This window comes from Halomonas huangheensis (genome assembly GCF_001431725.1).
Taxonomy (GTDB): domain Bacteria; phylum Pseudomonadota; class Gammaproteobacteria; order Pseudomonadales; family Halomonadaceae; genus Halomonas; species Halomonas huangheensis.
Genome location: NZ_CP013106.1, coordinates 2,922,258 through 2,945,746, shown reverse-complemented (window position 1 = coordinate 2,945,746; position 23,489 = coordinate 2,922,258). Strand labels below are relative to the sequence as shown.

General features: G+C 58.4%; 20 protein-coding genes and 4 tRNA genes. 13 read left to right on the top strand and 11 right to left on the bottom strand.

Annotated features, from left to right (window positions below; genetic code table 11):
* Complete coding sequence (locus AR456_RS12815) at positions 1-759, bottom strand: glycerophosphodiester phosphodiesterase family protein (RefSeq protein ID WP_021818987.1); 759 nt, start codon at positions 757-759, stop codon at positions 1-3.
* Positions 760-1,073: 314 nt separating this feature from the next.
* Here AR456_RS12815 and AR456_RS12810 point away from each other — a divergent pair, with 314 nt between their 5' ends.
* The gene (locus AR456_RS12810; RefSeq protein WP_021818988.1) at positions 1,074-1,691 is read left to right on the top strand and encodes a hypothetical protein; all 618 of its coding nucleotides are present in this window, start codon (positions 1,074-1,076) and stop codon (positions 1,689-1,691) included.
* 217 nt (positions 1,692-1,908) lie between these two features.
* Here the strand turns inward: AR456_RS12810 and azu are convergent, their stop codons facing one another.
* Together azu and AR456_RS12800 are read right to left on the bottom strand one after the other, a co-directional pair.
* Positions 1,909-2,406, bottom strand: coding sequence for an azurin (gene azu, locus AR456_RS12805; RefSeq protein ID WP_021818989.1), 498 nt, complete (start codon positions 2,404-2,406; stop codon positions 1,909-1,911).
* A gap of 180 nt (positions 2,407-2,586) precedes the next feature.
* Positions 2,587-3,216, bottom strand: coding sequence for a LysE family translocator (locus tag AR456_RS12800; protein ID WP_021818990.1), 630 nt, complete (start codon positions 3,214-3,216; stop codon positions 2,587-2,589).
* Between the two features lie 139 nt (positions 3,217-3,355).
* On the opposite strand from AR456_RS12800, the gene AR456_RS12795 reads away from it, so the two are divergent.
* The 3 genes from AR456_RS12795 to AR456_RS12785 all read left to right on the top strand — a co-directional run bounded on the left by AR456_RS12795 (position 3,356) and on the right by AR456_RS12785 (position 5,202).
* Entirely contained in the window at positions 3,356-4,333 is a 978-nt protein-coding gene (locus AR456_RS12795) for an NADPH:quinone reductase (protein WP_021818991.1), read from the top strand.
* A gap of 234 nt (positions 4,334-4,567) precedes the next feature.
* Positions 4,568-4,804 (top strand): type II toxin-antitoxin system Phd/YefM family antitoxin, encoded by a 237-nt coding sequence (locus AR456_RS12790; protein WP_021818992.1) that lies wholly within the window; start codon positions 4,568-4,570, stop codon positions 4,802-4,804.
* Positions 4,801-5,202: a type II toxin-antitoxin system VapC family toxin gene (locus AR456_RS12785; RefSeq protein ID WP_021818993.1), complete on the top strand. Its 402-nt coding sequence runs from the start codon at positions 4,801-4,803 to the stop codon at positions 5,200-5,202. Before AR456_RS12790 ends, AR456_RS12785 begins: the two co-directional genes overlap by 4 nt.
* 15 nt (positions 5,203-5,217) lie before the next feature.
* Here AR456_RS12785 and AR456_RS12780 read toward each other — a convergent pair whose 3' ends face one another.
* Both AR456_RS12780 and AR456_RS12775 read right to left on the bottom strand, forming a co-directional pair.
* On the bottom strand, positions 5,218-5,850 hold the full coding sequence (locus tag AR456_RS12780) for a LysE family translocator (RefSeq protein ID WP_202903942.1): 633 nt from the start codon (positions 5,848-5,850) through the stop codon (positions 5,218-5,220).
* A 121-nt stretch (positions 5,851-5,971) separates the two neighbouring features.
* Positions 5,972-6,874: a MurR/RpiR family transcriptional regulator gene (locus AR456_RS12775; protein ID WP_021818995.1), complete on the bottom strand. Its 903-nt coding sequence runs from the start codon at positions 6,872-6,874 to the stop codon at positions 5,972-5,974.
* Positions 6,875-7,020: 146 nt separating this feature from the next.
* On the opposite strand from AR456_RS12775, the gene AR456_RS12770 reads away from it, so the two are divergent.
* The 3 genes from AR456_RS12770 (at position 7,021) to AR456_RS12760 (ending at position 11,034) form a co-directional block, all read left to right on the top strand.
* A complete protein-coding gene (locus tag AR456_RS12770; RefSeq protein WP_021818996.1) occupies positions 7,021-8,343 on the top strand; it encodes an aspartate aminotransferase family protein in 1,323 nt (440 codons plus the stop codon).
* Between the two features lie 21 nt (positions 8,344-8,364).
* Complete coding sequence (locus AR456_RS12765; RefSeq protein WP_021818997.1) at positions 8,365-8,928, top strand: carboxymuconolactone decarboxylase family protein; 564 nt, start codon at positions 8,365-8,367, stop codon at positions 8,926-8,928.
* A 114-nt stretch (positions 8,929-9,042) separates the two neighbouring features.
* Positions 9,043-11,034: an SLC13 family permease gene (locus AR456_RS12760; RefSeq protein ID WP_021818998.1), complete on the top strand. Its 1,992-nt coding sequence runs from the start codon at positions 9,043-9,045 to the stop codon at positions 11,032-11,034.
* 89 nt (positions 11,035-11,123) lie between these two features.
* Here AR456_RS12760 and AR456_RS12755 read toward each other — a convergent pair whose 3' ends face one another.
* From AR456_RS12755 to betI, 4 genes are all read right to left on the bottom strand, one after another.
* Positions 11,124-13,574 (bottom strand): acyl-CoA dehydrogenase, encoded by a 2,451-nt coding sequence (locus AR456_RS12755; RefSeq protein ID WP_021818999.1) that lies wholly within the window; start codon positions 13,572-13,574, stop codon positions 11,124-11,126.
* Between the two features lie 366 nt (positions 13,575-13,940).
* On the bottom strand, positions 13,941-15,644 hold the full coding sequence (betA, locus tag AR456_RS12750; protein WP_021819000.1) for a choline dehydrogenase: 1,704 nt from the start codon (positions 15,642-15,644) through the stop codon (positions 13,941-13,943).
* Between the two features lie 126 nt (positions 15,645-15,770).
* Entirely contained in the window at positions 15,771-17,282 is a 1,512-nt protein-coding gene (gene betB / locus AR456_RS12745) for a betaine-aldehyde dehydrogenase (protein WP_021819001.1), read from the bottom strand.
* 128 nt (positions 17,283-17,410) lie between these two features.
* Positions 17,411-18,004 carry a transcriptional regulator BetI gene (betI, locus tag AR456_RS12740; RefSeq protein WP_202903943.1) on the bottom strand — a complete coding sequence of 198 codons (594 nt, stop codon included), beginning with the start codon at positions 18,002-18,004 and terminating at the stop codon, positions 17,411-17,413.
* 347 nt (positions 18,005-18,351) lie between these two features.
* Between betI and AR456_RS12735 the strand changes: the two genes are divergently transcribed.
* The 5 genes from AR456_RS12735 to AR456_RS12715 all read left to right on the top strand — a co-directional run bounded on the left by AR456_RS12735 (position 18,352) and on the right by AR456_RS12715 (position 20,025).
* Positions 18,352-18,428, top strand: a tRNA-Met gene (locus AR456_RS12735).
* Positions 18,429-18,627: 199 nt separating this feature from the next.
* A tRNA-Asn gene (locus tag AR456_RS12730) sits at positions 18,628-18,703 on the top strand.
* Positions 18,704-18,804: 101 nt separating this feature from the next.
* Positions 18,805-18,880 (top strand) — tRNA-Asn (locus AR456_RS12725).
* 59 nt (positions 18,881-18,939) lie between these two features.
* Positions 18,940-19,015, top strand: a tRNA-Asn gene (locus AR456_RS12720).
* Positions 19,016-19,272: 257 nt separating this feature from the next.
* Positions 19,273-20,025, top strand: a complete 753-nt coding sequence (locus tag AR456_RS12715) for a VIT1/CCC1 transporter family protein (RefSeq protein ID WP_021819003.1) — start codon at positions 19,273-19,275, stop codon at positions 20,023-20,025.
* Positions 20,026-20,097: 72 nt separating this feature from the next.
* On the opposite strand, the gene AR456_RS12710 is transcribed toward AR456_RS12715, so the two are convergent.
* Complete coding sequence (locus tag AR456_RS12710; RefSeq protein ID WP_236995504.1) at positions 20,098-21,171, bottom strand: zinc-dependent alcohol dehydrogenase family protein; 1,074 nt, start codon at positions 21,169-21,171, stop codon at positions 20,098-20,100.
* Between the two features lie 403 nt (positions 21,172-21,574).
* Here AR456_RS12710 and gfa point away from each other — a divergent pair, with 403 nt between their 5' ends.
* Positions 21,575-22,144 carry an S-(hydroxymethyl)glutathione synthase gene (gfa, locus tag AR456_RS12705; RefSeq protein ID WP_021819005.1) on the top strand — a complete coding sequence of 190 codons (570 nt, stop codon included), beginning with the start codon at positions 21,575-21,577 and terminating at the stop codon, positions 22,142-22,144.
* Positions 22,145-22,291: 147 nt separating this feature from the next.
* Here gfa and AR456_RS12700 read toward each other — a convergent pair whose 3' ends face one another.
* On the bottom strand, positions 22,292-23,263 hold the full coding sequence (locus AR456_RS12700) for a LysR family transcriptional regulator (RefSeq protein ID WP_021819006.1): 972 nt from the start codon (positions 23,261-23,263) through the stop codon (positions 22,292-22,294).
* Between the last annotated feature and the right edge of the window lie 226 nt (positions 23,264-23,489).

Below are 23,489 nucleotides of genomic sequence, written 5' to 3'. Positions count from 1 at the left end.
TCACTGTTGCGAGATACCCGCCGCGATGAAGCGTCCGGGGTCGTCGGAGATAACACCGGCGACACCCCAGTCCCAGCGTGATTTAAAGGCGAGCGGGTCATTGGCGGTGTAGCAGAGCAGGGCGATACCGGCTTCGCTGATCTGGCGTGCGCGCTTTTCCTTGAGGCGCTTCCAGTCGCAGTGGATGCTGTAGGCCTGGATGGCATCCACTTGCGCTTGCCAGCCGCGCGGCAGCGATTCGCAGAGCACTCCAAGCGCCAGACTTGAAGCATCGGCGAGGCTGCGTGAGTGCTCCAGAGCGGCGGGGCTGAACGAGGATACCAATCGACGTTCGTAAGGCAACGCTTCAAGCAGGCGCGGGATCGCGGATTCCGCGAGGGCCTCGGGGTCGCGTCCACGCGCCACCTTCAGCTCAAGGTTGAGGCCCATCCCCAGTTCGGCCATCACTGCCAGTGTCTCATCGAGTGTCGCCATGCGTTCGCCACGAAAGCCGTCGGCAAACCAGGCACCAACATCAAACTCGCGTGCCTGCTCAAGCCGAAGTTTCGATAGCTTGCCTCGTCCGTCGGAGCAGCGCCGCATTCCCGGATCGTGCCAGATCACCGGCGTACCATCGCCGAGCAGTTGCACGTCGAGTTCCACCCATTCGAATCCTGCCGCATGAGCGGCGCGGATTGCGGCGAGGGTATTTTCCGGCGCATGGGCAGAGAGCCCACGGTGCGCCATCAAGCGCGGCAGATCTACGCGGGGTAGGGCCATCGGGTGTCCTCGGTTGCCGGATCGTCCATGTCGGAGTGCCGCCTGGCCTGTTCAGGCCTGGCGTCTGCCCATCATCGGTCAAGTGGGTCGACACTGCCAGTACCGGTATCGTCAGGATTGTCTCAGTGATTGATGACAGGACGGTGATAGATGTCCGGGGACGGAAGGATCAGGACAGAGGCAGGGGGAGAGCCTGAGGCGGGAATATGCTAGTCTCGCCCGATTCGTCGCACCAGGGCGGCTGTCCATGGCCTGGTCTTGAATCCCGGAGCGATGTTTCAGCCGTTGGTAAACAGTTACAGAAGAGGTCATCCATGAAGGTCGTCAAGATCAACAATCTCCAGCAGCGTGAGGCCTGTCTGGCACGCCTGTGTGCCGAAGCCTACGGGCACCAGGCGGGCATTACGCCATTGGCGACATTTGCCGGGGTGCTGGGTGTGCTGTTCAAGCAGGAGGCGGCACGTCTGCTGGCACTGGTTGACGATCAGTCACGCCCCATTGCCCTGGCTCTGCTGGTCAGTGATGAGGCCGGTACCAGCATGAGTGTGGCGCAGTTGGTCTCACTAGACCCGGATGCCGAAGGCGAACAGAGCAGCGATGAGGACAAGCCGCGTTCAGGTGATCTCAATCCGGCTCTGCGTCTGGTCGCTGAGCTGGCACTGCGCGCGCCGTTGCGTGTCGAGGCTCTGAGCGATGCCCAAAAGGCGCAATTCACTGCCGCCGGAATTCAGCGTTGGTTGCAGGCGCCCGGTGATCTACAGATCGGTCTGGGGCCTAAGCATTCCGCGACCAGTCTCGAGGATCTGCCGCGAATTCTGACGGTCGATCACGCCTCGGTGGTAGCCAACTTCAAGCAGGATCCCAAGCTGTTCGAGGACTACAAGCAACGCTTTATCAGAGGCCTGGAGCAGTTCCCGAGCACGTTGCCTTGATCTGTTGAACGATTTCCGCGGATAGAGGTGGGGCCGGCCAGATCAGATAGGGCTGCGCGATCAGCGGCTGCTGTAGGATCACTGACCCGTGCACCGGCACTGTGTACGCGAACGCACGCTGATCCACGCCGTCAGAATGGGAAACCGCCGGTTGACTGCCCTCATGGCCCGAACGACAGACCCCGGCGGATTCCCATACAGGTTCAGGACCCGAGCATCACTCGCTGACCTGGAAAGTGCCCTTCATCATTGAGTAATGGCCGGGGAAGGAGCAGAAGAAGGTCAAGTCCTTGCCGGCGAGGCCTTCGGTGGAAAACTCGATGGTGGTGCTTTCGCCGCCACCAATTACATCGGTAGCCGCCAGTACACGGTCGTCATCGGCGGGCAGATAACCGGCCTCTGGCCCTGCCTGCATTCCTTCCTTGGCGACATCTTCATAGTCGTCAGTCGCGCTCAGCACCCAGTTGTGGCCCATCACGGTCTTGTCCATGGTGCCGCTGTGTTCGAGAGTCAGGCTGACAGTCGAGCAACTGGCCGGAACGCTCAACTCACTCTTGTCGAACTGCATCTGGTCGTTACTGCTGATGGTCAGCGCGCACTCTTCCGCGACGTTTTCTTCCTCGGCCATCGCAGAGGAAGCGCCAACGAAGGGTAGAGCGGCCAGAGCTGTGGTGGCCAGGGCGAGGCGCAAGGCGAGAGCTTTACGAGTCTTCATATTGTCACTCCTTTGGCATTTGGCTGGTGTTGCTGTTGGCAACCATTGCTGTTGGTAACCGTTGCTGTTGGCAAGGGCAGTAGGTATTTCCGCCACTCGAGAAAACTGTATACACTTTTTGCAGTATTGTGAATACATTTGCTTGTGTCAAGCTGCTTCGAATTACGAACCAGCTCTCGGTCATGGTCTACGCAGCATAGCGGTTGCCATGCCTGCCCCCACCATGCATACACCGCCAGCGCGATGCATCAACCGCTGAATCGGGCTGCTGAGCAGTTTGCCGCCACTGGATGCAAGCAGAGCGTAGCCAATGTCGTTGATCAACCCCAGACAGAGGAAGGTCATGCCCAGAATAATGAGCTGGGGAATGGCGGGTGCTGCCGGATCAAGGAACTGTGGCATGAAGGCAAGGAAGAACAGCAATGACTTGGGGTTGAGTACGCTGACCAGGAACGCCTGGGCGCTGAGGTTCTTCGTGCCGGCCGTTGCTGGCTCTGCATTGTTCAGCTGGTGGGATTCGCGCCACATACGCCAGCCAAGATAGATCAGATACACGGCGCCGAGCCATTTGAGCAGCACAAACAGCTTGGCCGAGGTCATCAGCAGTGCGCCAAGACCGGCGAAGGACAACACCATGGCGGTCAGGTCACCGATGAAGTAACCGGGGATGAGTGACAGAGCCGCACGTCGTCCACGGGATATACCGGTACTGACCATCAAAGCCACGGCGGGGCCGGGAGAAGCGACCAGCACCAGCGAAGCGGCGACAAAGGACAGCCAGACTTCCAGTGACATGACATTGGCGAACATGCTGCACTCCTTTGCTGTCGGTTGATTGTGGTCTCGTATTCCAGCTGGGCCAGTCACTGAGCGTGAGCAAGCCTTGACCCGGAGAGGTCAGCGCGGTTGACTGATCACGAAGATAATTAGCCTCATAAGGATGCAAGTCATGGTCAAGAGAGTCCAGTTTTCCCACACCGGCGGCTCCGAAGTGCTGGAACTGGCCGAGGTCGCAGTTGCTGAACCCGGCGCGGGCGAAGTCAGAATCACTAATCATGCCATCGGGTTGAACTTCATCGATATTTATTTTCGTAGCGGTCTGTATCCGGCTCCCTCGTTGCCCTCTGGATTGGGCACTGAAGGTGCGGGAGTGGTCGATGCGGTGGGCTCAGGGGTGACTCATCTCAAACCGGGGGATCGTGTGGCCTATGCTCAGGGGCCGTTGGGCGCCTACGCCGAACAGCATGTGCTGCCGGCCGATAAGGTTGTGATCCTGCCTGAAGGCATCGGTTTCGATACCGCTGCGGGCTCAATGCTCAAGGGCCTGACCGTGCAGTATCTGTTGCGCCAGACGTACCCGTTGCAGGGCGGCGAGACCATTCTCTTTCATGCCGCGGCGGGAGGAGTAGGCTCCATTGCCTGCCAGTGGGCGAAGGCGTTGGGTGTCAAACTGATCGGTACCGTCAGTTCCGAAGAGAAGGCTCAACTGGCGAAGCGCAACGGCGCCTGGGCGACCATCGATTACAGCCGCGAGGATGTGGTCGAAAAGGTGCGCGAGTTGACTGATGGCCAGATGGTCGACGTGGTGTATGACTCGGTGGGCAAGGATACCTGGCTTACCTCGCTGGACTGCCTCAAGCCGCGTGGACTGATGGTCAGCTTCGGTAATGCCTCGGGGCCGGTGGATGGCGTCAATCTCGGTATTCTCAATCAGAAGGGCTCGCTTTTCGCCACGCGCCCCAGCCTCAATGGCTATGCGGATACTCCCGAGCGACTGCAGGCGATGGCCGCTGAGCTGTTCGAGATGATCGAGAGCGGTAAGGTCAAGATCGATATTGCGCAACGTTACCCGTTTGCCGAAGCGGGCGCGGCGCAGGATGCTGTGGCCTCACGCAAGACTACCGGCTCAACGATTCTATTGCCCTGACGTTCCAATACAGAGTGCTCAAGCTAATAACAAAGCGGCGACTCCCTTGCGAGTCGCCACTTTGTTGTAACCTTGTCTCAGAGGAGGCTGGGAGCGTACTCCTGCAGGTATGGCGTTCCATCTAAAACCTCAAGGATTCAGCTTGAAGCAGCGTAGTCAGCAAGCGAAGGTTTGTTATGGTTGTTGGCTTGTATTACCTTGGTGACTAGGGTGGGTGACTAGGGTAGAAAAGCAATGCATTCAGAAGAAGTCTCCAAGACACAGTTCAAGGCCCGAGCGCTTGAGATATTTCGCCAGATCGAATCGTCGGGTGAAACGGTTATCGTGACAGATAAAGGGCGACCTGCCATCGAAGTGCGTCGTTACAGGGCGGATCAACGCTCTCCTCTCGAGCGCCTGCGTGGAAGTGTCATCGAGCTGACCGACCCGTTCGAGCCGGTTGGTGAGGATGACTGGGAGGCCTTGAGTTGATCGTTCTTGATACGCATGTGTTGTTGTGGTGGTGCAATGAGGATGCGCTGCTTTCTGAAACGGCATTCAACGCCATCACTCAGGAGCTGGAAGCCGAGAACGGCGAGGTTCTGGTTTCAACAATAACGGCTTGGGAGATAGCGTTATTGGTTCAGAGAGGGCGGTTGGCACTTTCGATGAGTGTCGATGAGTGGCTTGATACTGTCGCAGAAATTGACGGGGTGAGCTTTGTGGCACCGGATGTAGCCATTGCCATCGAGTCAACACGCCTGCCGGGAGAGTTTCATAAAGACCCTGCGGACCGAATGATTGTCGCGCTCGCTCGACACTTCAATGCCGAGCTGGTCACGGCAGATGGGAAAATTCAGCAATACCGATATGTCAGGACGGTCTGGTAATTCGAAGCTGCACACTTAATCGTTCTTCGATAAGGCCAGGCCAATTCCACTGGCGACAAACATTCCTCCCGTCGCTTGGTGGACTCTGCTCATAAGCGTTTTTGACAGCTCCAGTCCGCGTACCCAAGTGCCAAGGCAGCCGTAAAAGAAGGCCACAGCAAAAGCGCAGCAGGCGACCAGCACGACCATGATGGCGAGCTGCGTAGTGCTATTGCCGGTGGCGGACAGGAATTGGGGAAACAAGGCGGTGAAGAAGGCAATGGCCTTGGGATTGCTGATGGCAACGCTGAAGCCACCCATAAACAACTGTTTCGGTCGACTCTGCCTGGTATCGTGCGAACCTGGGGGAAGGCCTTGAGCGGCACTGCGCCATATCTGGATGCCGACATAGACCAGGTACACTGCTCCGGCATACTTGATCGCCATGAACAGCAATGCAGAACTGGTAATGATAAGGCCAAGACCTGCCGAGGCGGCGATAGCCTGCAGTGTCGATGCCGTGGCATTACCAAGGGCGGTAAAGGTCGTCAGGCCACTACCGTTGGTGGCTCCATGCGCGAAGGCAATGAAAGTGCTTGGTCCCGGAATCAGTGACACACCGAGTACCGTTGCCACGAAGATCAGCCAGTAATGGAAATCCATTTGCATGCCCTTGAATGCTTGCTCTTTGAAACCAGCCCTTTGGCGGTGAGCTCTTGTCATTCTATAGGCGAAAGTGATGGGCATGGGACTGACTTTAGTCGTGTCAGAAGTTTCCTGCATATCACTGCTACAACGATTCTCCCAACTCCTGAATCAATCTCTCACGTTGCTTGAGGGCGGTTACGCCACGCTCGCCCAGGCGGTCTGCGACTTCGGTCATCAGGCCCTGGGCAAGTAGCATGAAGGCGCACATGCTGTTGGAGAAGAACAGGCTGTCGTTGGGCACATGAAAGGCCAGGTCCGCAGCCTGTGCCAGTGGTGAGCTGGCGCCATCGGTCAGGGCAATGACCTTGATGCCATGACGGGCAGCGACTTCGGCGGTGGCAAGAACACTGGTGGTGTAGGGAAAGCAACTGGCTACCAGTAGTACATCGCCGGCATCCAGCTGTGCCAGGGCATCGGCAGCTCCCTGGTGACTGGCATTCAGTTCAGCGACATCGGCGCGCAACATACCCAGTCCATAAGCCAGAAACTGGGCCAGCGAGGCGAACTGGCGCTGGCCATGCACGCGCACGCGTTTTGCTACCACCAGCTGCTCGGCGGCGGCCTGATAGCTGCCATCGTCGAGCCTTTCCACCAGCTCGGCAAGATTGGCACTCTCCTGACGGCCCAGGCGGGCCAGGCGCGTCAATCCCTCTCCCTGTTCCGTGACCAGACGTGCCGCGAGGTCGCTGTAGAAGTGTTGCCCACCGTCGGTAAGCTCGCGACGAAATACCGCCTGCAATTGGGCAAACCCCTGATACCCCAGTCTCTGCGCGAGGCGGGTCAAGGTCGAGGCATTGACCCCCAGGCGTTCGGACAGTTCGCTGATCGAGCCCACCGCACTCTGCTTAGGGCTTTCCAGCAGCGCCGACAGCACACGTTGCGAGCGTTTGCCGAGCCGGATATCCGCCTTGCCGTTCTGGATAGCAGTCAACTGCCGATGCAATGCTTCGAGCGTGTTGGCCGTGTGTTCGGTTGGTTCAACCATATCAGAGTCCTGTGGGGCAGAGGGCATGGCGATCTGTCGTGAATGAAGCAAAATTTATATTTGCAAAAATATTTGTTGAGTGTGATTTTTGCAAATATAGAATGCAATAATTGAATGCATGCATTCCCTTGTGCCGGAGTTGCCCCATGAGCCATGTCTTCCATCGTCACCTCAAACATCACTATCCCACCGCCGTGGCAGGGGATGGTCCCTGGTTGATCGACAGCGAAGGGCGGCGTTATCTCGATGCCTGTGGCGGCGCTGCGGTGTCCTGCCTGGGTCACAGTGATGCCGAGGTACGCAATGCCATCGTCGAGCAGGTGCAGACCATGGCATACGCGCATTCTTCGTTCTTCACCAACGAGCCGATGGAGCAGTTGGCGGATTTCCTGATTGAGCGAGCACCGGCGGGGTTGGACTCAGTGTACTTCGTCTCCGGTGGCTCGGAGGCGATCGAGGCGGCACTGAAGATGGCACGCCAGTACTTTCTGGAAATCGGTGAGCCTCAGCGTCGCTACGTGATTGCTCGTCGCCAGAGTTACCACGGTAATACTCTGGGGGCGCTGGCGACAGGTGGTAATGCCTGGCGACGCAAACCCTTTGAGCCGTTGTTGCTGGAAATGTCTCATGTCAGTCCCTGCTACGCCTATCGGGATCAGCGGCCAGGCGAGAGCGATGCTGATTATGTCGAGAGGCTGGCATCAGAACTGGAAACACGCATCGAACAGCTGGGTGCAGACCAGGTCATGGCCTTTGTAGCGGAGCCGGTCGTTGGTGCCACCCTCGGCGCTGTACCGGCGGTGAAGGGCTATTTCCAGCGCATCCGTGAAATCTGCGATCGTCATGGCATCCTGTTGATCCTTGATGAGGTGATGTGCGGCATGGGCCGCACCGGTAGCTTGTTTGCCGCGGAGCAGGAAGGCATCAGCGCCGACTTGATTACTGTCGCCAAGGGACTGGGCGCTGGCTATCAGCCGATTGGCGCGACTCTTGCCAGTGGGCGTATCCGTGATGCGATTGCCGCCGGGTCTGGCTTCTTCCAGCACGGCCATACCTATATCGGTCATGCCACGGCCTGCGCGGCGGCATTGGCGGTGCAACAGGTAGTGGAATCACGGGATCTGCTGGCGCGCGTGCGCATCTTGGGGGAGGGCTTGCAGCAGCGTCTGGTAGCGCGATTCGGTGATCACCCCCATGTTGGCGATATTCGTGGACGAGGCCTGTTCCGTGGTCTTGAGCTGGTACAGGATCGTGACAGCAAGGTACCGTTCAATGCCGCCCTGGGTGTTAATGGTAAGGTCAAGAAAGCGGCCATGGAGCAGGGTTTGATGTGCTATCCCGCCGGGGGCACGATAGATGGACGTCAGGGTGACCATATCCTGCTGGCACCGCCCTTCATTCTTGATGACTCGCACCTCGATGAGATCGTCGAGCGCCTCGGACGTGCCATTGATCTGGCCCACCCGTAACTGCTGCCTACAGGATTCTTCATGTCCATTCAGTCCCGCCTGACGCCTTTAACCCCCGAACGCATGAGCGCTGATCAGCAGCGCGTGATCGAGGCCATTCTCAGTGGCCCGCGTGGTAATCTCGATGGGCCTTTCCTGGCCTGGGTGCATAGCCCGCAACTGGCCGACCATGCCCAGCAGTTGGGTGCCTTCTGTCGCTACAGCACGCGTCTACCATTGCGTCTCACCGAATTGGCAATTCTGGCCACGGCCAGTTGGTGGCAGTCTCAGGCGGAGTGGCAGATTCATGCTCCGATCGCTCGAGAAGCAGGACTGGCCGAATCGCTGATCGAGGACCTGCGCCTGGGTCGTGAGCCTGACTTCGAGTCTGAGGACGAAGCGCTGGTCTATCGACTGGCCAGGGAGCTGTATGACACCCGGCGTGTGGGTGATTCGCTCTATCGGGAAGCGGTGGAGTTGTTTGATGAAGCCGCAGTGGTCGAACTGGTCGGCGTGCTGGGGTACTACGCTCTGGTGGCGATGACCCTCAACGTCTTCGAGGTACGGCGTGATACTGATGCGCCACTGCCGTTTGTCGAGCCATAGCGCTTTACATCGCAGCCTGTCAGCAGCCGTGACACAACGGGGAATTATTCGGTGATTATCAACCGTCGCACAGGCTAAGCTGAAATTCTGGAATTCATCCACGGAGGGGCTGGCATGGCGGAAAGCTATCAGGTGTTCATTCTGCTTGGGGTAACACTGGCCGCCTTCGTCTGGGGACGCTTTCGCTTCGACCTGGTAGCGTTGGCCGCCTTGCTGGCCTCGGTTTTATTGGGACTGGTACCGGCCGATGAAGCCTTCATGGGCTTCAGTCATCCGGCGGTGATTACCGTGGCGGCAGTGCTGGTACTGTCGCGAGGATTCGAGTGTGCCGGGGTGGTGGATGTCATCGCCGCCCAGGTACTCAAGGTCGGTGATCGTCAATTCCTGCAACTGTTGGCGCTGACCACTCTGGTCGCGGCGCTTTCCAGCTTCATGAACAATGTCGGTGCGTTGGCGCTGCTACTGCCAGTGGCGATGCGTATTGCCAGAGAGCATGACACGCCACCATCGCTGTTGTTGATGCCGCTGGCCTTCGGTTCGCTGCTCGGCGGGCTGACCACGCTGATCGGCACCCCGCCCAATATCATTATTTCCAGTTATCGTGCGGCCATCTCCGGCGAGCGTTTCACGATGTTCGACTTCTCGCCGGTCGGCGTGGTCGTAGCGCTGGCGGGGGTCGCCTTTATCGTGCTGCTGGGCTGGCGGCTGGTGCCGCGTCGCACCGGCAAGGCCAGTGTCGATGCGATGTTTGATACCGCTGCTTATCTGGTCGAGGTGCAGGTCGGGGAGAAGGCCAATGCACTGGGCTGGTCGCTTTACGAATTCCGCCGCAAGCTCGACGACAACATCCCGGTGCTGGCTGTGGTGCGTGATGAGCAGCGCTTCGCCGCTCATGCCTTTCATGGCACCTTGCGCGAGGGAGACATCCTGTTGCTGGAAGCCGGACCGGATGAGCTGGCGCTGCTGGAAGACAAGACCGGATTGAAAGTGGGACTCACGGCCGCCGAGCAGAAAGGCGAAGAGGCCGATGACGATGCTCAGGAAGCTCCGGACGGTGAGGAAGGCCCTGAAGACAGAACTGGCGAAAGCTCTGAACATGATGAACAGCTCGAGGCCCAGCAGCGTGGCAGGCATCTGGCACAGCAGGCCCGCGAGGTTGTGGCGTGCGACGAAAAGGCTGCGGAACAAGAGCAGCAGCTCCAGCAGGCACGCAAGCAGGCCAAGGATGACAAGGACGCCGTCGATACCGAAGGCTTGCACCTGATAGAGGCGGTGGTGCGTAATGATGCGCTGCTCAGCGGTCGCAGTGCTTCGGAGTTGCGGTTGTTCACCCAATATGGATTGCACCTGGTCGCGGTGGCGCGGGATGGCGCCCGTCTGCGCCAGCGGCTGCGCGATATTCGTTTCAGGCCGGGGGATGTGGTGTTGTTCCAGGGCGAAGCCGAGGAACTCGGTGAGAAGCTCGCCATGCTTGGTTGTCTACCGTTGGCAGATCGCAATCTCAATCTTGGTCAACCGCGCCAGGTGGTGCTGTCGGTAGCGATATTCGCTGCGGCCATTGTGGCGATGCTGTTTGATCTGCTACCGGCAGCGGTTGCGCTGGCACTGGCGGCTCTGGTCACGGTGAGTATCGGCATCATGCCACTTCGCGAGGCCTATCGGGCCATCGATGGGCCGGTGTTGATTCTGCTGGCAGCGATGATTCCGGTAGGTCAGTCACTGGAAACCAGTGGTGGCGCAAAGCTCGTGGCGGATGGTCTGCTGGTGTTGGGTGGAACATGGCCGCCGGTGCTGGTGCTCGGAGGGCTGTTCCTGTGCAGCATGTTGTTGTCCAACGTCATCAACAATGCTGCCGCAGCGTTGCTGATGGCCCCAATTGCCGCCAGCCTGGCGCGGGGATTTGACGCTTCGCTGGACCCGTTTCTGATGGTGGTCGCGGTGAGTGCGTCCTGTGCTTTTCTCACCCCGATTGGTCACCAGTCGAATACGCTGGTGATGGGGCCTGCGGGTTATCACTTCGGTGATTACTGGCGCCTTGGGCTACCGATGTCGCTGCTGGTGATGCTGGTCGCAGTGCCGATGATCATGATGGTCTGGCCGTTATAGGTTTGCCACCAGGAAAAAAGAGGGAAGAGGGAAAACCAAAGCGCCCCGCTCGGATGATCGGGGCGCGATGGGTTGCAGCCTGTTGCCGGTCAGGCGATAACGCTGTGCTTGTGCACCTTGGACTTGTCGGTGGCGAAGGCGTCGAATTCGAAGTCATCCACGGTCAGCATATCCAGCACCTCGGCTTCACGCTTGCGCATGAAGTCGGCTTCGTCGCTGTCGATGATCTCGGCGGCCAGTGCGGCTTCGAGACGCTGCTCTGGGTGGAGGGCCTCGGCGGGCAGTTCGCCCTTGTTGTAGGCCTTGTTGATACGGCGGTACAGCTCTTCGGCACGCTCCTGGCTTTCGAGCAGAGCGTTGTAGCGAGCCAGAGGGTTGTCCTGTACCTGGTCACTGCTGTCCCAGGCGCCGACCAGCAATTTGCGACGCAGGTCGCTGGCGCTGGAAACATTGCGGGCGATGGAACGGGCCAGATCGTCATGCGGACGCGCCCAACGACGGCCGCGCGGCATTACCACCACCTTGAGGGTGCGTGCCAGAGCACGATTGGGCAGGTTGTCGAAGACTTCGACAAAGGCCTGCTCGGCGCGACCCAGCAGGAAGTGGCTAGCGTAGTGGAGTAGGTCAGCCTCGCCTTCGACCTTGTCACCCTCATGCCATTGCTTGAGCACCATGCTCAGTAGATAGAGGTTGGACAGGATGTCACCGAGACGTGCGGAAAGCATCTCGCGTTGCTTGAGTGCGGAGCCGAGGCTAGCCATGGCGGCATCGGCACACAGACTGAAGCCAGCAGAGATGCGAGCCACTTCCTGGGCATAGGGGCCGGCAATGTCGTCAAAAGGTGTTGCCGACTTGCCGATACCGAGACCAAGCGTGAAGGCGCGAGCAGCATTACCGAAGATCAGTCCGGCGTGGCCGAAGAAGGCCTTGTCGAAGGCGGCAATATCGTTGGCATCGCGTGCCGCAAGTTCCTCGAGCACGAACGGATGGCAGCGGATGGCACCTTGACCGAAGACCATCAGGTTACGCGTCATGATGTTGGCGCCTTCCACGGTAATCGCCACCGGGTTGGCGCTATAACCGATACCTATGTAGTTGCGTGGGCCAAGGGTCACGGCCTTGCCGCCGTGAATGTCCATGGCATCGGCGAGTACATCACGCTGGAACTCGGTCAATTGGCTCTTGAGGATGGCCGAAGGCACCGAGGGCGATTGGCCATGGTCAATGGTGTTGGCGGTCTGATAGACCGCAGCCTGGGCAATCCAGGCCTTGGCTGTCAGGCGGGCCAGCGGCTCCTGAACACCTTCCATTTCTGCCACGGGGACGTTGAACTGACGGCGAATCCGGGCGAAGCCGCCCGCCCAGCCGATGGCATAGCGGCCAGTACCGGTGGCGCCGGAAGGAAGGGTGATGCAACGACCCACGGACAAGCACTCGACCAGCATACGCCAGCCTTCGCCGGCCATCTTCGGGCCGCCGATAATGGTGTCGAGTGGCACGAATACGTCCTTGCCACGGATCGGGCCATTCATGAACGGGCTGCCGATGGGGTGGTGACGACGGCCGATTTCCATGCCATCAGTGTCGCGTGGCACCAGTGCGCAGGTGATGCCGAGGTCTTCCTCCTCACCCAGCAGGTGATCCGGGTCGAACATGCGAAATGCAAGGCCCACCACGGTGGCGATCGGCGCGAGGGTAATCCAGCGCTTGTTGAAGGTCATGCTCAGACCCAGCACTTCCTCGCCATCGATGACACGTTTGCAGACGATACCGACATCGGGAAGCGAAGTGGCATCCGAGCCGGCACGTGGACCGGTCAGGCCGAAGCAGGGGATCTCGCGGCCGTCCGCCAGGCGCGGCAGGTAGTAATCCTTCTGTTCCTGAGTGCCGTACTTGAGCAGCAATTCGCCCGGGCCCAATGAATTGGGAACACCCACCGAAACCATCAGCGTTTCGTTGACGGCCAGCTTCTGCAGTACCGCGGATTGTGCCTTGGCCGAGAAGCCCAGACCGCCATACTCCTTCGGAATGATCATGCCGAAGAAGCGCTCCTTCTTGACGTACTCCCACAGCTCCGGCGGCAGATCGGCACGTTCCTGGGCGATATCCCAGGCGTTGCACATTCCGGCAGCGACAGAGCACTGATGATCGATGAACGCCCGCTCCTCATCGCTGAGGCCATCATCGCTGAACTTCAGCAGTTGCTGCCAGTCCGGGCGACCGGAAAACAGCTCCCCATCCCAGGCGACGCTACCGGCTTCCAACGCCGTGCGCTCAGTATCGGAAACCTTGGGGGCGACCTTCTTGAACATGGTGAATAGACGTGGCGTCAGCCAGCTACGACGAATGGCCGGCAGGCCGCAGACGGCGATGATGGCGGCGGTGATGATCAGCAGCACGCCAGCTACTACCGCTCCGATCGCCAGACCCACAAGGCCGAAGATAGCGGACACGGCTAGTGCGGGTAAGGCGCCAGCTTCGCGCCGCGCAACGACAGCCAGAGCGGCGATCGCAAGGACTATCAGGAGCAGACTGAGCATTTACGTCTCCTTCAGGGATTGGAACATGCGTAGTGCATACCGTTTCTGGATATCGGTATGCGACCGAAATCAAACAACTGTTTTAATTCCTGCAGCCTAGCGCATTCCTCAAGCGGCAGCTACTGTTTCCCGCTGCTCATTACACCAAGGTCGAACGCTTGGAGGCCTCTACACGAGGGCCTCGATATGGGAAGTCTGGCACAGAGGAAACCAGACATCGCCACAAGCGTTATGGGCGCGAGTTGGATGGTCTGACATTTCCGGTGTGTCTGGATACATAGGTGTGTCTGGATACATAATAGAAGCCCCGGTGGGGAACCGGGGCTGGAGTGATGACGAAGAGCAGGCGCTCAGTGCGGGGGAGTGTCAGGCTGGCTGGTTTGTCAGTGGCCGCATTGGAGCCTTCTGTGCCGGAGCACCTTGCGCTACATAGTAGGGTGCGTCGCTGGCTGGCAGCATATCGCGTTGACGAATGCGGTCGGCAATGCGTTCCGCAAGCATGATGGTCGGTGCGTTGAGGTTGCCGGTCGGAATGACCGGGAATAGCGAGGCATCGACGACGCGCAGGCCTTCGACACCATGAACGCGTCCTTGACCATCGACCACGCAATCATCGTCGTCACCCATGCGGCAACTGCCACAGGGATGATAGGCCGTTTCCGCATGCTGACGCACGAAGTCATCCAGCTCGGTATCGCTCTGGATATGAGCGCCTGGTGATATTTCGCGGCCCCGATAGGCATCCATCGCCGGTTGGGCGATGATCTCGCGAGTCAGACGGATGGCGTCGCGGAATTCCTGCCAGTCCGTATCGGTGGACATATAGTTGAACAGGATCGACGGTGCCGCCTTGGGGTCACGCGAGGTCAGCCGCACACGGCCTTCACTCTCCGAGCGCATCGAGCCGACGTGTGCCTGGAAGCCATGCGCCTGGACAGCACTCTTGCCGTTGTAGCTGATGGCAATCGGCAGGAAGTGATACTGCAGGTTGGGCCAGGGCTCTTCATCACTGGTACGAATGAAGCCTGCGGCCTCGAACTGGTTACTGGCGCCCACGCCGGTGCCGTTGAACATCCATTCGGCACCGATCTTCGGTTGGTTGTACCACTTCAATGCCGGGTACAGTGAAATCGGTTGGGTGCACTCATACTGGATGTACATCTCCAGATGGTCCTGCAGGTGCTGGCCAACATTGTCGTTGACATGCACCGGTTCGATGCCGAACTCATCGAGAACATCACGCGGACCGATTCCCGAGCGCTGCAGGATCTGCGGTGAGGCGATGGCGCCACCACACAGCAATACCTCGCGGCGTGCCACGACGTTCTGTGTCTGACCCTTGCGCTGGTAGCGTACACCGCTGGCACGCTGGCCTTCGAAAGTAATCACATCCGTAGTGGCGTGCGTCTCGATGGTCAGGTTGGGACGTTGCCGGGCCTGATCCAGATACCCGCGTGCCGTGGACGAACGGCGCCCCTTCGGGGTGACGAAACGGTCCATGGGACCGAAGCCTTCCTGCTGATAGCCGTTGACGTCCTCGGTGGCGGGATAGCCGGCTTGCTGACCTGCCTCGATAAAGGCGTGGTAGAGCGGGTTATTGCCGGCCTTGGGGGTTGTCACGCTGATCGGCCCATCGCCACCGTGGTAGTCGTTGGGACCGATGTCACGGGTCTCCGCCTTGCGGAAGTAGGGCAGGCAGTTGGCGTAGTTCCAATCCTCGAGGCCGGGACGCTTTGCCCAGTTGTCGTAATCCAGGGCGTTGCCACGGATGTAGCACATGCCATTGATCAGTGACGATCCACCCAGCCCCTTGCCGCGTCCGCACTCCATACGACGGTTGTTCATATGCGGCTCAGGATCGGTTTCGAAGGCCCAGTTGTAACGCTTGCCCTGCAGGGGGAAGGCCAGCGCAGCAGGCATCTGGGTACGGAAATCGAAACGATAGTCCGGTCCACCGGCTTCCAGCAGCAGTACGCTGACGTCGGCGTCCTCGGTCAGACGTGTGGCGAGTACGTTACCGGCGGAGCCTGCACCGATGATGATGTAGTCGAATTCACGGAGTTGGGTCATGGGACGCCTCCGATGTGAGGTTGTCAGAGGAGGGGAAGAGCACAAGGTGCTGCCGAGTGCCTGCCATGTATGGGGGTGGAAGAAGCACGGAGACCGGGAAATGCTGGCTCCCGTGCATCACGCTCATCAGAACACCGAGGCGAAGGGCCCCATCTCGACCTGCACTGACTTGGTCTGGGTATAGTGAGCAAGGGTCTCGATACCGTTCTCGCGCCCGACACCTGATTGCTTGTAGCCGCCAACCGGCATCTCGGCAGGCGACTCGCCCCAGGTATTGATCCAGCAGATACCGGCCTCAAGCCGATGGATCATGCGGTGCGCGCGATTGAGGCTTTCGGTGAAGACACCGGCGGCCAGACCATAGGTAGTGTTGTTGGCACGAGCGATAGCCTCTTCGTCGTCATCGAAGGACAGAATCGACATCACCGGGCCGAAGATTTCCTCACGTACGATGCGCATCTCATCGCTGCAATCGGTGAACACCGTGGGCGCAGCCCAGGCACCATTGGCCCAATCGCCTTCATTCCAGCTTTCGCCACCAGCCAGTACTCGAGCACCTTCCTGTTTGCCGAGTTCGATATAGGACAATACCTTGGCCTGATGCTCGAAGCTGACCAGCGGGCCGAAGTTGACCTGCGGATCAAGCGGGTCACCGGCCTTGATACGTGCCACTCGCTCGACAATGCGCTCCTCGAATTCGGCCTTGATGGCGCTATCGACAAATACACGAGTGCCGTTGGTGCAGATCTGTCCACTGGAATAGAAGTTGGCCATCATCGCAGCGTCGGCGGCGCGGTCGAGATCGGCATCACGGCACACGATCAGCGGCGACTTGCCACCCAGCTCCATGGTCACATCCTTCAATGACGAGGCGGCGGAGGCGGACATTACCTTCTTGCCGGTACCCACTTCGCCAGTGAAGGAAACCTTGGCGATATGCGGGTGAGCGGTGATTGCCTGACCAACGGAGGCGGCACCATGCACGACATTGAACACACCATCGGGCAGGCCCGCCTCGGTGAAGATCTCGGCGAGCATCATGGTGGTCAGCGGAGTGACCTCGCTGGGCTTGAACACTACCGCATTACCGGCAGCCAGCGCGGGAGCAGCCTTCCAGCAGGCAATCTGGATCGGATAGTTCCAGGCGCCGATGGAGCCGATGACGCCCAGTGGTTCACGACGGGTATAGACGAAGCTGTCCTCACGCAGCGGAATCTGACTGCCTTCGACGGCAGCGGCCAGGCCTGCGTAGTATTCCAGGACGTCGGCACCGGTCACGATGTCGACGCTGCTGGTCTCACTCAGCGGCTTGCCGGTGTTGAGCGTTTCCAGGTGTGCGATATCGTCGTTACGCTCACGCAATAGTGCGACGGCACGTTGCATGACACGTCCGCGCTCCATGCCCGACATTGCGCCCCATATCTTCTGGCCACGCGCGGCTGAAGCGACGGCTGCGTCGACATCGGCCTCGCTGGCGACCTGAACCTCGGCAAGCGGGCTGCCATCGTAGGGGTTGGTGACGCTGAAGGTGTCTCCAGAAGTGGCGTTCTGGCGCTGGCCATCTATATAGAGCGTCACCGGAGCGAGATGAGTGTCGGTGGAGTGCGTGCTGTGGGAATCAGTATCGAAAGTTGCCATGGCATCCTCCTGTCGAGCAGACGTCACATCAACGTCGATGTGAACGGGTGTCAGGGTGGTGACGGCCTGGTGGCCGGTAGTATTTTGCTGGCTGCTGGGCGTGTCAGGTGCTGGTGTTGACGGCCGTATCAACCTTCGTAGTCGCGGAGTAGTCGATCGAGATACTCGATGGCAACACGCCGTGCTTTGGTAACGTCCAGACCTTCCGGTGATAATGCGCCGCGCAGCCATAGCCCATCGATCATGGCCGCCATGCCACGGGCGGAGTAGCGTGCATCTTCACGCGGCATCAGGCGGCGGAACTGGTGGCAGAGGTTAGCGTACAGGCGGCGGTCGTTGACGTATTGCAGGCGTTGCAACTCCGGCTTGTGCACCGAGCTTGCCCAGAAGGCCAGCCAGGTGCGTGCGGCGCTGGCGTTGACCTGAGACGAGTCGAAGTTGCCATCGATGATTGCCGAAAGATGAGCGCGAGGGCTGGTGTCTGTCAGAGCCTTGCGTCTATCGCTCACCGCAGAACCAAGATCGTGGAGAATCTGGCGCATGGTGGCTTCCAGCAAGCCGTCCTTGCCGCCGAAATAATGGCTGATGATGCCGGCGGATACCCCCGCGTGACGGGCGATGCGTATCACTGTGGCATCGGCAAGGCCAACCTCGTTGATCGCCGTCATGGTGGCATTGATCAATTGCTGGCGGCGTATCGGCTCCATTCCTACCTTGGGCACTGCAGTTTCCTCCGACTCTCGAGTCTGTACCTGTCGACGCGAACTCCTGAGTGGATTCGAGTCCTGTGGTATATGTTGCTAGTATGCCTTTTATTGATTGTACGTTCAATATAAAAAAGAATGCTGGTAGACAGACCAGCAGCGGAGGAGGGGGCGGTAAGAATGAGCAGGGGGACGGTAAGAATAGCGAGGTAGAGTAAGGTCGCGGAAAAGTTAAGTAGAGGGAGAATAGCGTAAAGGGAGAATAGCGCGGGAGAAAATGATCGCCGGTGCTTGCCAAGTTACCTTCCGATGTGCATAATTCACCCCCGTCGACGCAGCCTACCGGGCGCGTAGACGACTGAAAAGGCTACGTAGCTCAGCTGGTTAGAGCACATCACTCATAATGATGGGGTCCCCTGTTCAAATCAGGGCGTAGCCACCAGATTCCGTAGAACGCCCACCAAGCATAGCTTGGTGGGCGTTTTTCGTTTCAGCGGCCGGTTGTCCCCGGATGCTCCGAACACAAGCCAGCATGGTATCAGGGAAGTCATCGCCGTATCAGAGAGTTAAGCGACGAATTCCCCTGGCAGGCTTGACGAATCGGAGCCGATCCGTATACTACGCCCCGTGCTTGAGGCAATTCCCCGATAGCTCAGTTGGTAGAGCAAATGACTGTTAATCATTGGGTCGTAGGTTCGAGTCCTACTCGGGGAGCCAAATGCTGAGAGTGACATTCTACGATTTACTTTGAACTCAATGGTTTAAAGGTAGAATAAGCTGTCAGAGATTGCTTTCTCGCACCGACAATTCAGGGTCATTCCTCGATAGCTCAGTTGGTAGAGCAAATGACTGTTAATCATTGGGTCGCAGGTTCGAGTCCTGCTCGAGGAGCCATCCCTCCACCTGATATTGTCGCTAGAGCTCGTATATTGCTCTAGATTGCACATCGTCGTTCCCCGATAGCTCAGTTGGTAGAGCAAATGACTGTTAATCATTGGGTCGTAGGTTCGAGTCCTACTCGGGGAGCCAGTGCAACTCTGTTCAAGTCTTCCCTCCTGCCTTGATCCATCTCAAGATCTCTGGTCTGTTGAATGATGCCCGTTGTATGTCGAGCAGCATCCTCTGCACCTGAGCTGAAGTTCTGATCAGCCGTCCTTTCGCCACTCGGTAAGGTTGTGGTTGTAAAGAGGTGAGGTTGTATCTGTTTAGGACTGTTCCTGCCAAAACCTCAATTCAGCTTACACTTGTGGGGCTGCCATAAGTTGCAAGTTCTGGGGGAGGCCGTCATGTCATCACCAAACCGCGAACGCCTATTCGCAGACCATCGCCCCGCAGCGGTGCGACGTCGTCTGATGGCTCCAGTGCGGGCGTCGGTCTTTCCCGATGCGGTGCTTGGCGGCATTGATGGTTGTGTGACCACATTTGCAGTGGTATCCAGCGCATTCGGTGCTGGCTTTTCACCACAAGTAGCACTGGTACTTGGGGCCGCCAACTTGATTGCCGATGGTTTCAGCATGGCAGTCAGTAATTATGAGGCTGGTCAGGCGCAGCTTGCCCATGTCGCCAGTGCCGAACGCACCGAACGACAGCATATTGCTCTGGTACCGGAAGGTGAGCGTGAGGAAGTCCGGCAACTATTTCGAGCCAAGGGATTTGAGGGCGAGCTGCTTGAGCAGGTAGTGGACACCCTGTGTCGAGATCCTGATATCTGGGTATCCACCATGCTGCGGGAGGAGTACGGTTTGTCTACTGAAGGAGTCAGCCCGCTGCGAGCGGCGCTTGCAACCTTCAGTACCTTCATTGTTATTGGCTCTATTCCATTGTTGCCCTATCTGATACCCGGGCTTGGCGTTACCACTCAGTTCTTTTGCAGCCTGGGACTGGCTGCCGGCATTTTCGTAGGCGTCGGTCTACTGAAGAGTGTGGTATATGGCCTACCGGTGTGGCGCTCTGGGCTGCGTACCTTGCTGATGGGCGCAGCAGCGGCAGGCCTGGCCTATACTACTGCGCGCTTCGCTCAGTGGCTGCTGGATGGATGATCGACATTTTCCGCTTTGACGCACCTTTATCGATGCGTATTGATAGGGGATGAGTCACGCATCAACTATTGTTCATGAGGTAAGTAGTACCTTGATTGCCTTTTCCGAGGCTGCTTGTGCGAAAACGTTGTAGGCCTGTTCAATGTCATTCAAGTCGAAGCGGTGAGTGATCAGGCTCTCTGCATCAATGCCACCTGATTCGAGGAAACGCATCAGCACGGGGATGGTGTTGGTGTTCACCAGCCCGGTACGTAGTGTGATGTTCTTGATCCACAAATCCTCGATGTGGAAGTCTACGCTTTTGCCATGCACCCCGATGTTGGCGAGTTTTCCACCTGGCCTCAAAATGCTTTGACAGATATCGAATGTCTCAGGGATACCTACCGCCTCCATTGCGACATCGACGCCTTCACCATGGGTGAGGCTCATGATCTCCTCGACAGGGTTAGTGCTCACGATTTCGGTTGCCCCTAGCTGACGGGCTACGGCCAGTCGGTTTTCATCGGGGTCAACCATGATGATGTGGGCAGGAGAATAGAAGCGCGATGTCAGTAGAGCTGCAAGACCGATGGGGCCTGCGCCGACGATAGCGACGGTATCTCCGAGTTTGACTTCTCCATTGAGTGCGCCGATCTCATGGCCAGTTGGGAGGATATCGCTCAGCATCAGGGCAGCAGCGGGATCAAGCCCTGGAGGTAGCCGATAGAGGCTGTTATCGGCATGAGGGATGCGCACGAATTCCGCTTGCGTGCCATCAATCTTGTGACCCAGAATCCAGCCACCATCGCGACAGTGAGCGTACATTCCCTGTTTGCAGTAGTCACAGTGACCGCAAGAGGTAATGCAGGAGATAAGTACCTGGTCTCCTTGTTTCACGCTGCTCACGCTGTCGCCGACTTCTTCGACAATTCCAATTCCTTCATGACCCAGTGTACGTCCGGCTTCCACCGTGGGGACGTCTCCCTTCAGTATGTGCAGGTCGGTCCCGCAAATGGTGGTATGTGTCAACCGCACGATAGTATCTGTTGGCTTCTCGATACAGGGACGAGGCTTGTCTTTCCAGCTTCGTTGGCCAGGGCCTTCATAGACAAGAGCTTTCATTGGCTTTGTACTCCTTCCAGCTGGCATCTGGTGGGCTATCGTCATGAGTATAGGCGTGCCGCCTAAAAGGAATTTGACCTACATCAAGTGCGCATCAGGTTGTGTCGGGCGTAGAAGACGGCTCCCTACAGGCGGCGTTTTCCTTCTTCACATGATGGAGAAATGTTCAGGAAACCCCTGTCTGCCAACGAATCATTGACCGTTGCAGCGTCTCGAGGAGCCTCTCAAGATGCTTCGGTTTTCAGCATGCGAGGCGTATACACGAACCTGGTGTCAAGGGTGAGCGCAGCACGCCCATGCTGACTAGACTACATAGTGGAGCGGAAGCCAATGAACCTGACGAATAACCGTCAGATGGTGGCGCCCTCGACAATCATGCCGTGAGCGACCCGAGTCCCTCGCAGTGATGGCTTCTGCAACGCTCACCATTGCCCAAGGAGCCACTTCCATGAACGATATCAGGATTCATCCCGCCGTAGACGACGGGGTACGTGCCGGCAGTGATAACTTTGAAGGAGGCAGCCTGCATTGCCACTGTACCGACAGCCCTGTCGAGGTCACAGTCAAGGCACAGTGTGCCCACAACCACGTTTGCGGCTGTACCAAGTGCTGGAAGCCTGAAGGTGCTTTGTTTTCGATGGTCGCTGTGGTACCCCGAGATACCCTCAGCGTCACCGCCAATGAGGACAAGTTGGAGGTGGTCGATGCTTCGGCCGCCATCCAGCGGCATGCCTGCAGAGGATGCGGGGTCCATATGTTCGGTCGTATCGAGAATACCGACCATCCTTTCCACGGCCTGGACTTCATCCACACAGAACTCTCCGAAGACTCCGGTTGGGCGGCCCCTGAATTTGCTGCCTTCGTCTCCTCGATCATCGAGTCGGGGGCCCATCCAGACAACATGGACAAGGTACGCGGCCGGCTCAAGCAGCTGGGCCTGGAGCCCTATGACTGTCTGTCACCACCGCTGATGGATGCCATTGCTTCCCATACGGCCAGAGCCAGGGGAGTTCTATGATGCCAGTGGTCACTGCGTGGCACACACCAACATGATCAACGGGATGTAGTTCCCCTCCACCCTGTATTGGCGTCGTTGTGTCATATGAGTGGAGGGGAGCGCTTATCATCGGTTGGGGAATCGTGTCGCTGGATCATGAGTAGCCTCTCAGGCCGTTTCGTCTACTGGAGTGACGCTCTCCGCTGCCGGTTGGACAAGAGGTTGCCAATGTGCGGGCATGATATGGTCGAGGCGAGTGCGTTCCACCACGAAGTCAACGAAGGTTCGCACCTTGGGTGAGATCAGGCGGCCGCCCGGGAATACGGCATTGAACTCGACTTCGGGTCCCTCCCACTCTGGCAGGATGCGCCGCAACTGGCGCTCTTCTGGCCCCAGGCAGGCAACGATCTCACTGGTCAGCATCACTCCATGGCCCTCGACCAGTAGCCCTCTCAGCACGAATGGATCGTTGGCGACGGCAACCGGGTCTATTTCGATCTCCTCCCGATGGTCCCCTTTGTGCAACTCCCAGAAGTAACGTTGACCTCGCTGGTCCATGGATTTGGCCAGAGCGGGGTGGCGGGCCAGCTCCGCAGGCGTCTGAGGCTCTCCGTGGCGGGCGATATAGCTGTCGCTGGCATAGACGAACGAACGGTAGCTGGCCAGGTGGCGGGCCACCAGGCTTGAGTCCGGAAGTTCTCCAACGCGCAGCGCCACGTCAATCTGATGGGCCACCAGGTCGAGCCGGTCGTTGGACAGCACCAACTCGATCTTTACCGCCGGGTACAGCTCGCGGAAGTCTCGTACCAGTGTCGAGGTGAATTCGGTACACATGGTGAATGGAGCGGTAACTCGCAGCCAGCCCCGTGGGTTGCCCTCCAATTGCTGGACGGCGCTCTCTGCCTCGTCCATATCCTGGACAATGCGACTGCAGTAGTCGTAGTAGACAGAGCCTGCTTCGGTCAGGCTCAGCTTACGGGTGGTTCGGTTCAGCAGCCGTGCGCCGAGGCGCAGCTCCAGCGTCTGGACCTTGCGACTCACAGTGGTCTTGGGAATGCTCAGCAGCCTGGAGGCCGCAGTAAAACTGCCTTGTTCTACGACCCTGGCAAAGATCAAGGCGTCATTGAGATCCGGTTGCATTGTTGTTGTCCCATGCACTTGTGTCTGGGAAGTACTTGTGTCTGCGAACTGTCCCATCAGTGGAACAGTATTTCCCTGATTTAGCAGGTAATCAAATTGTGGCTGAACTCCTATGGTGTTGCATTGCACTTGCATGCTGGCGGTGTCGATTTCATACCCTGGCAAACGACTACTTCCATGAGCAGGCAGGCTAAGTAGTCCGCACGATACGACAGTCTTATGGCGC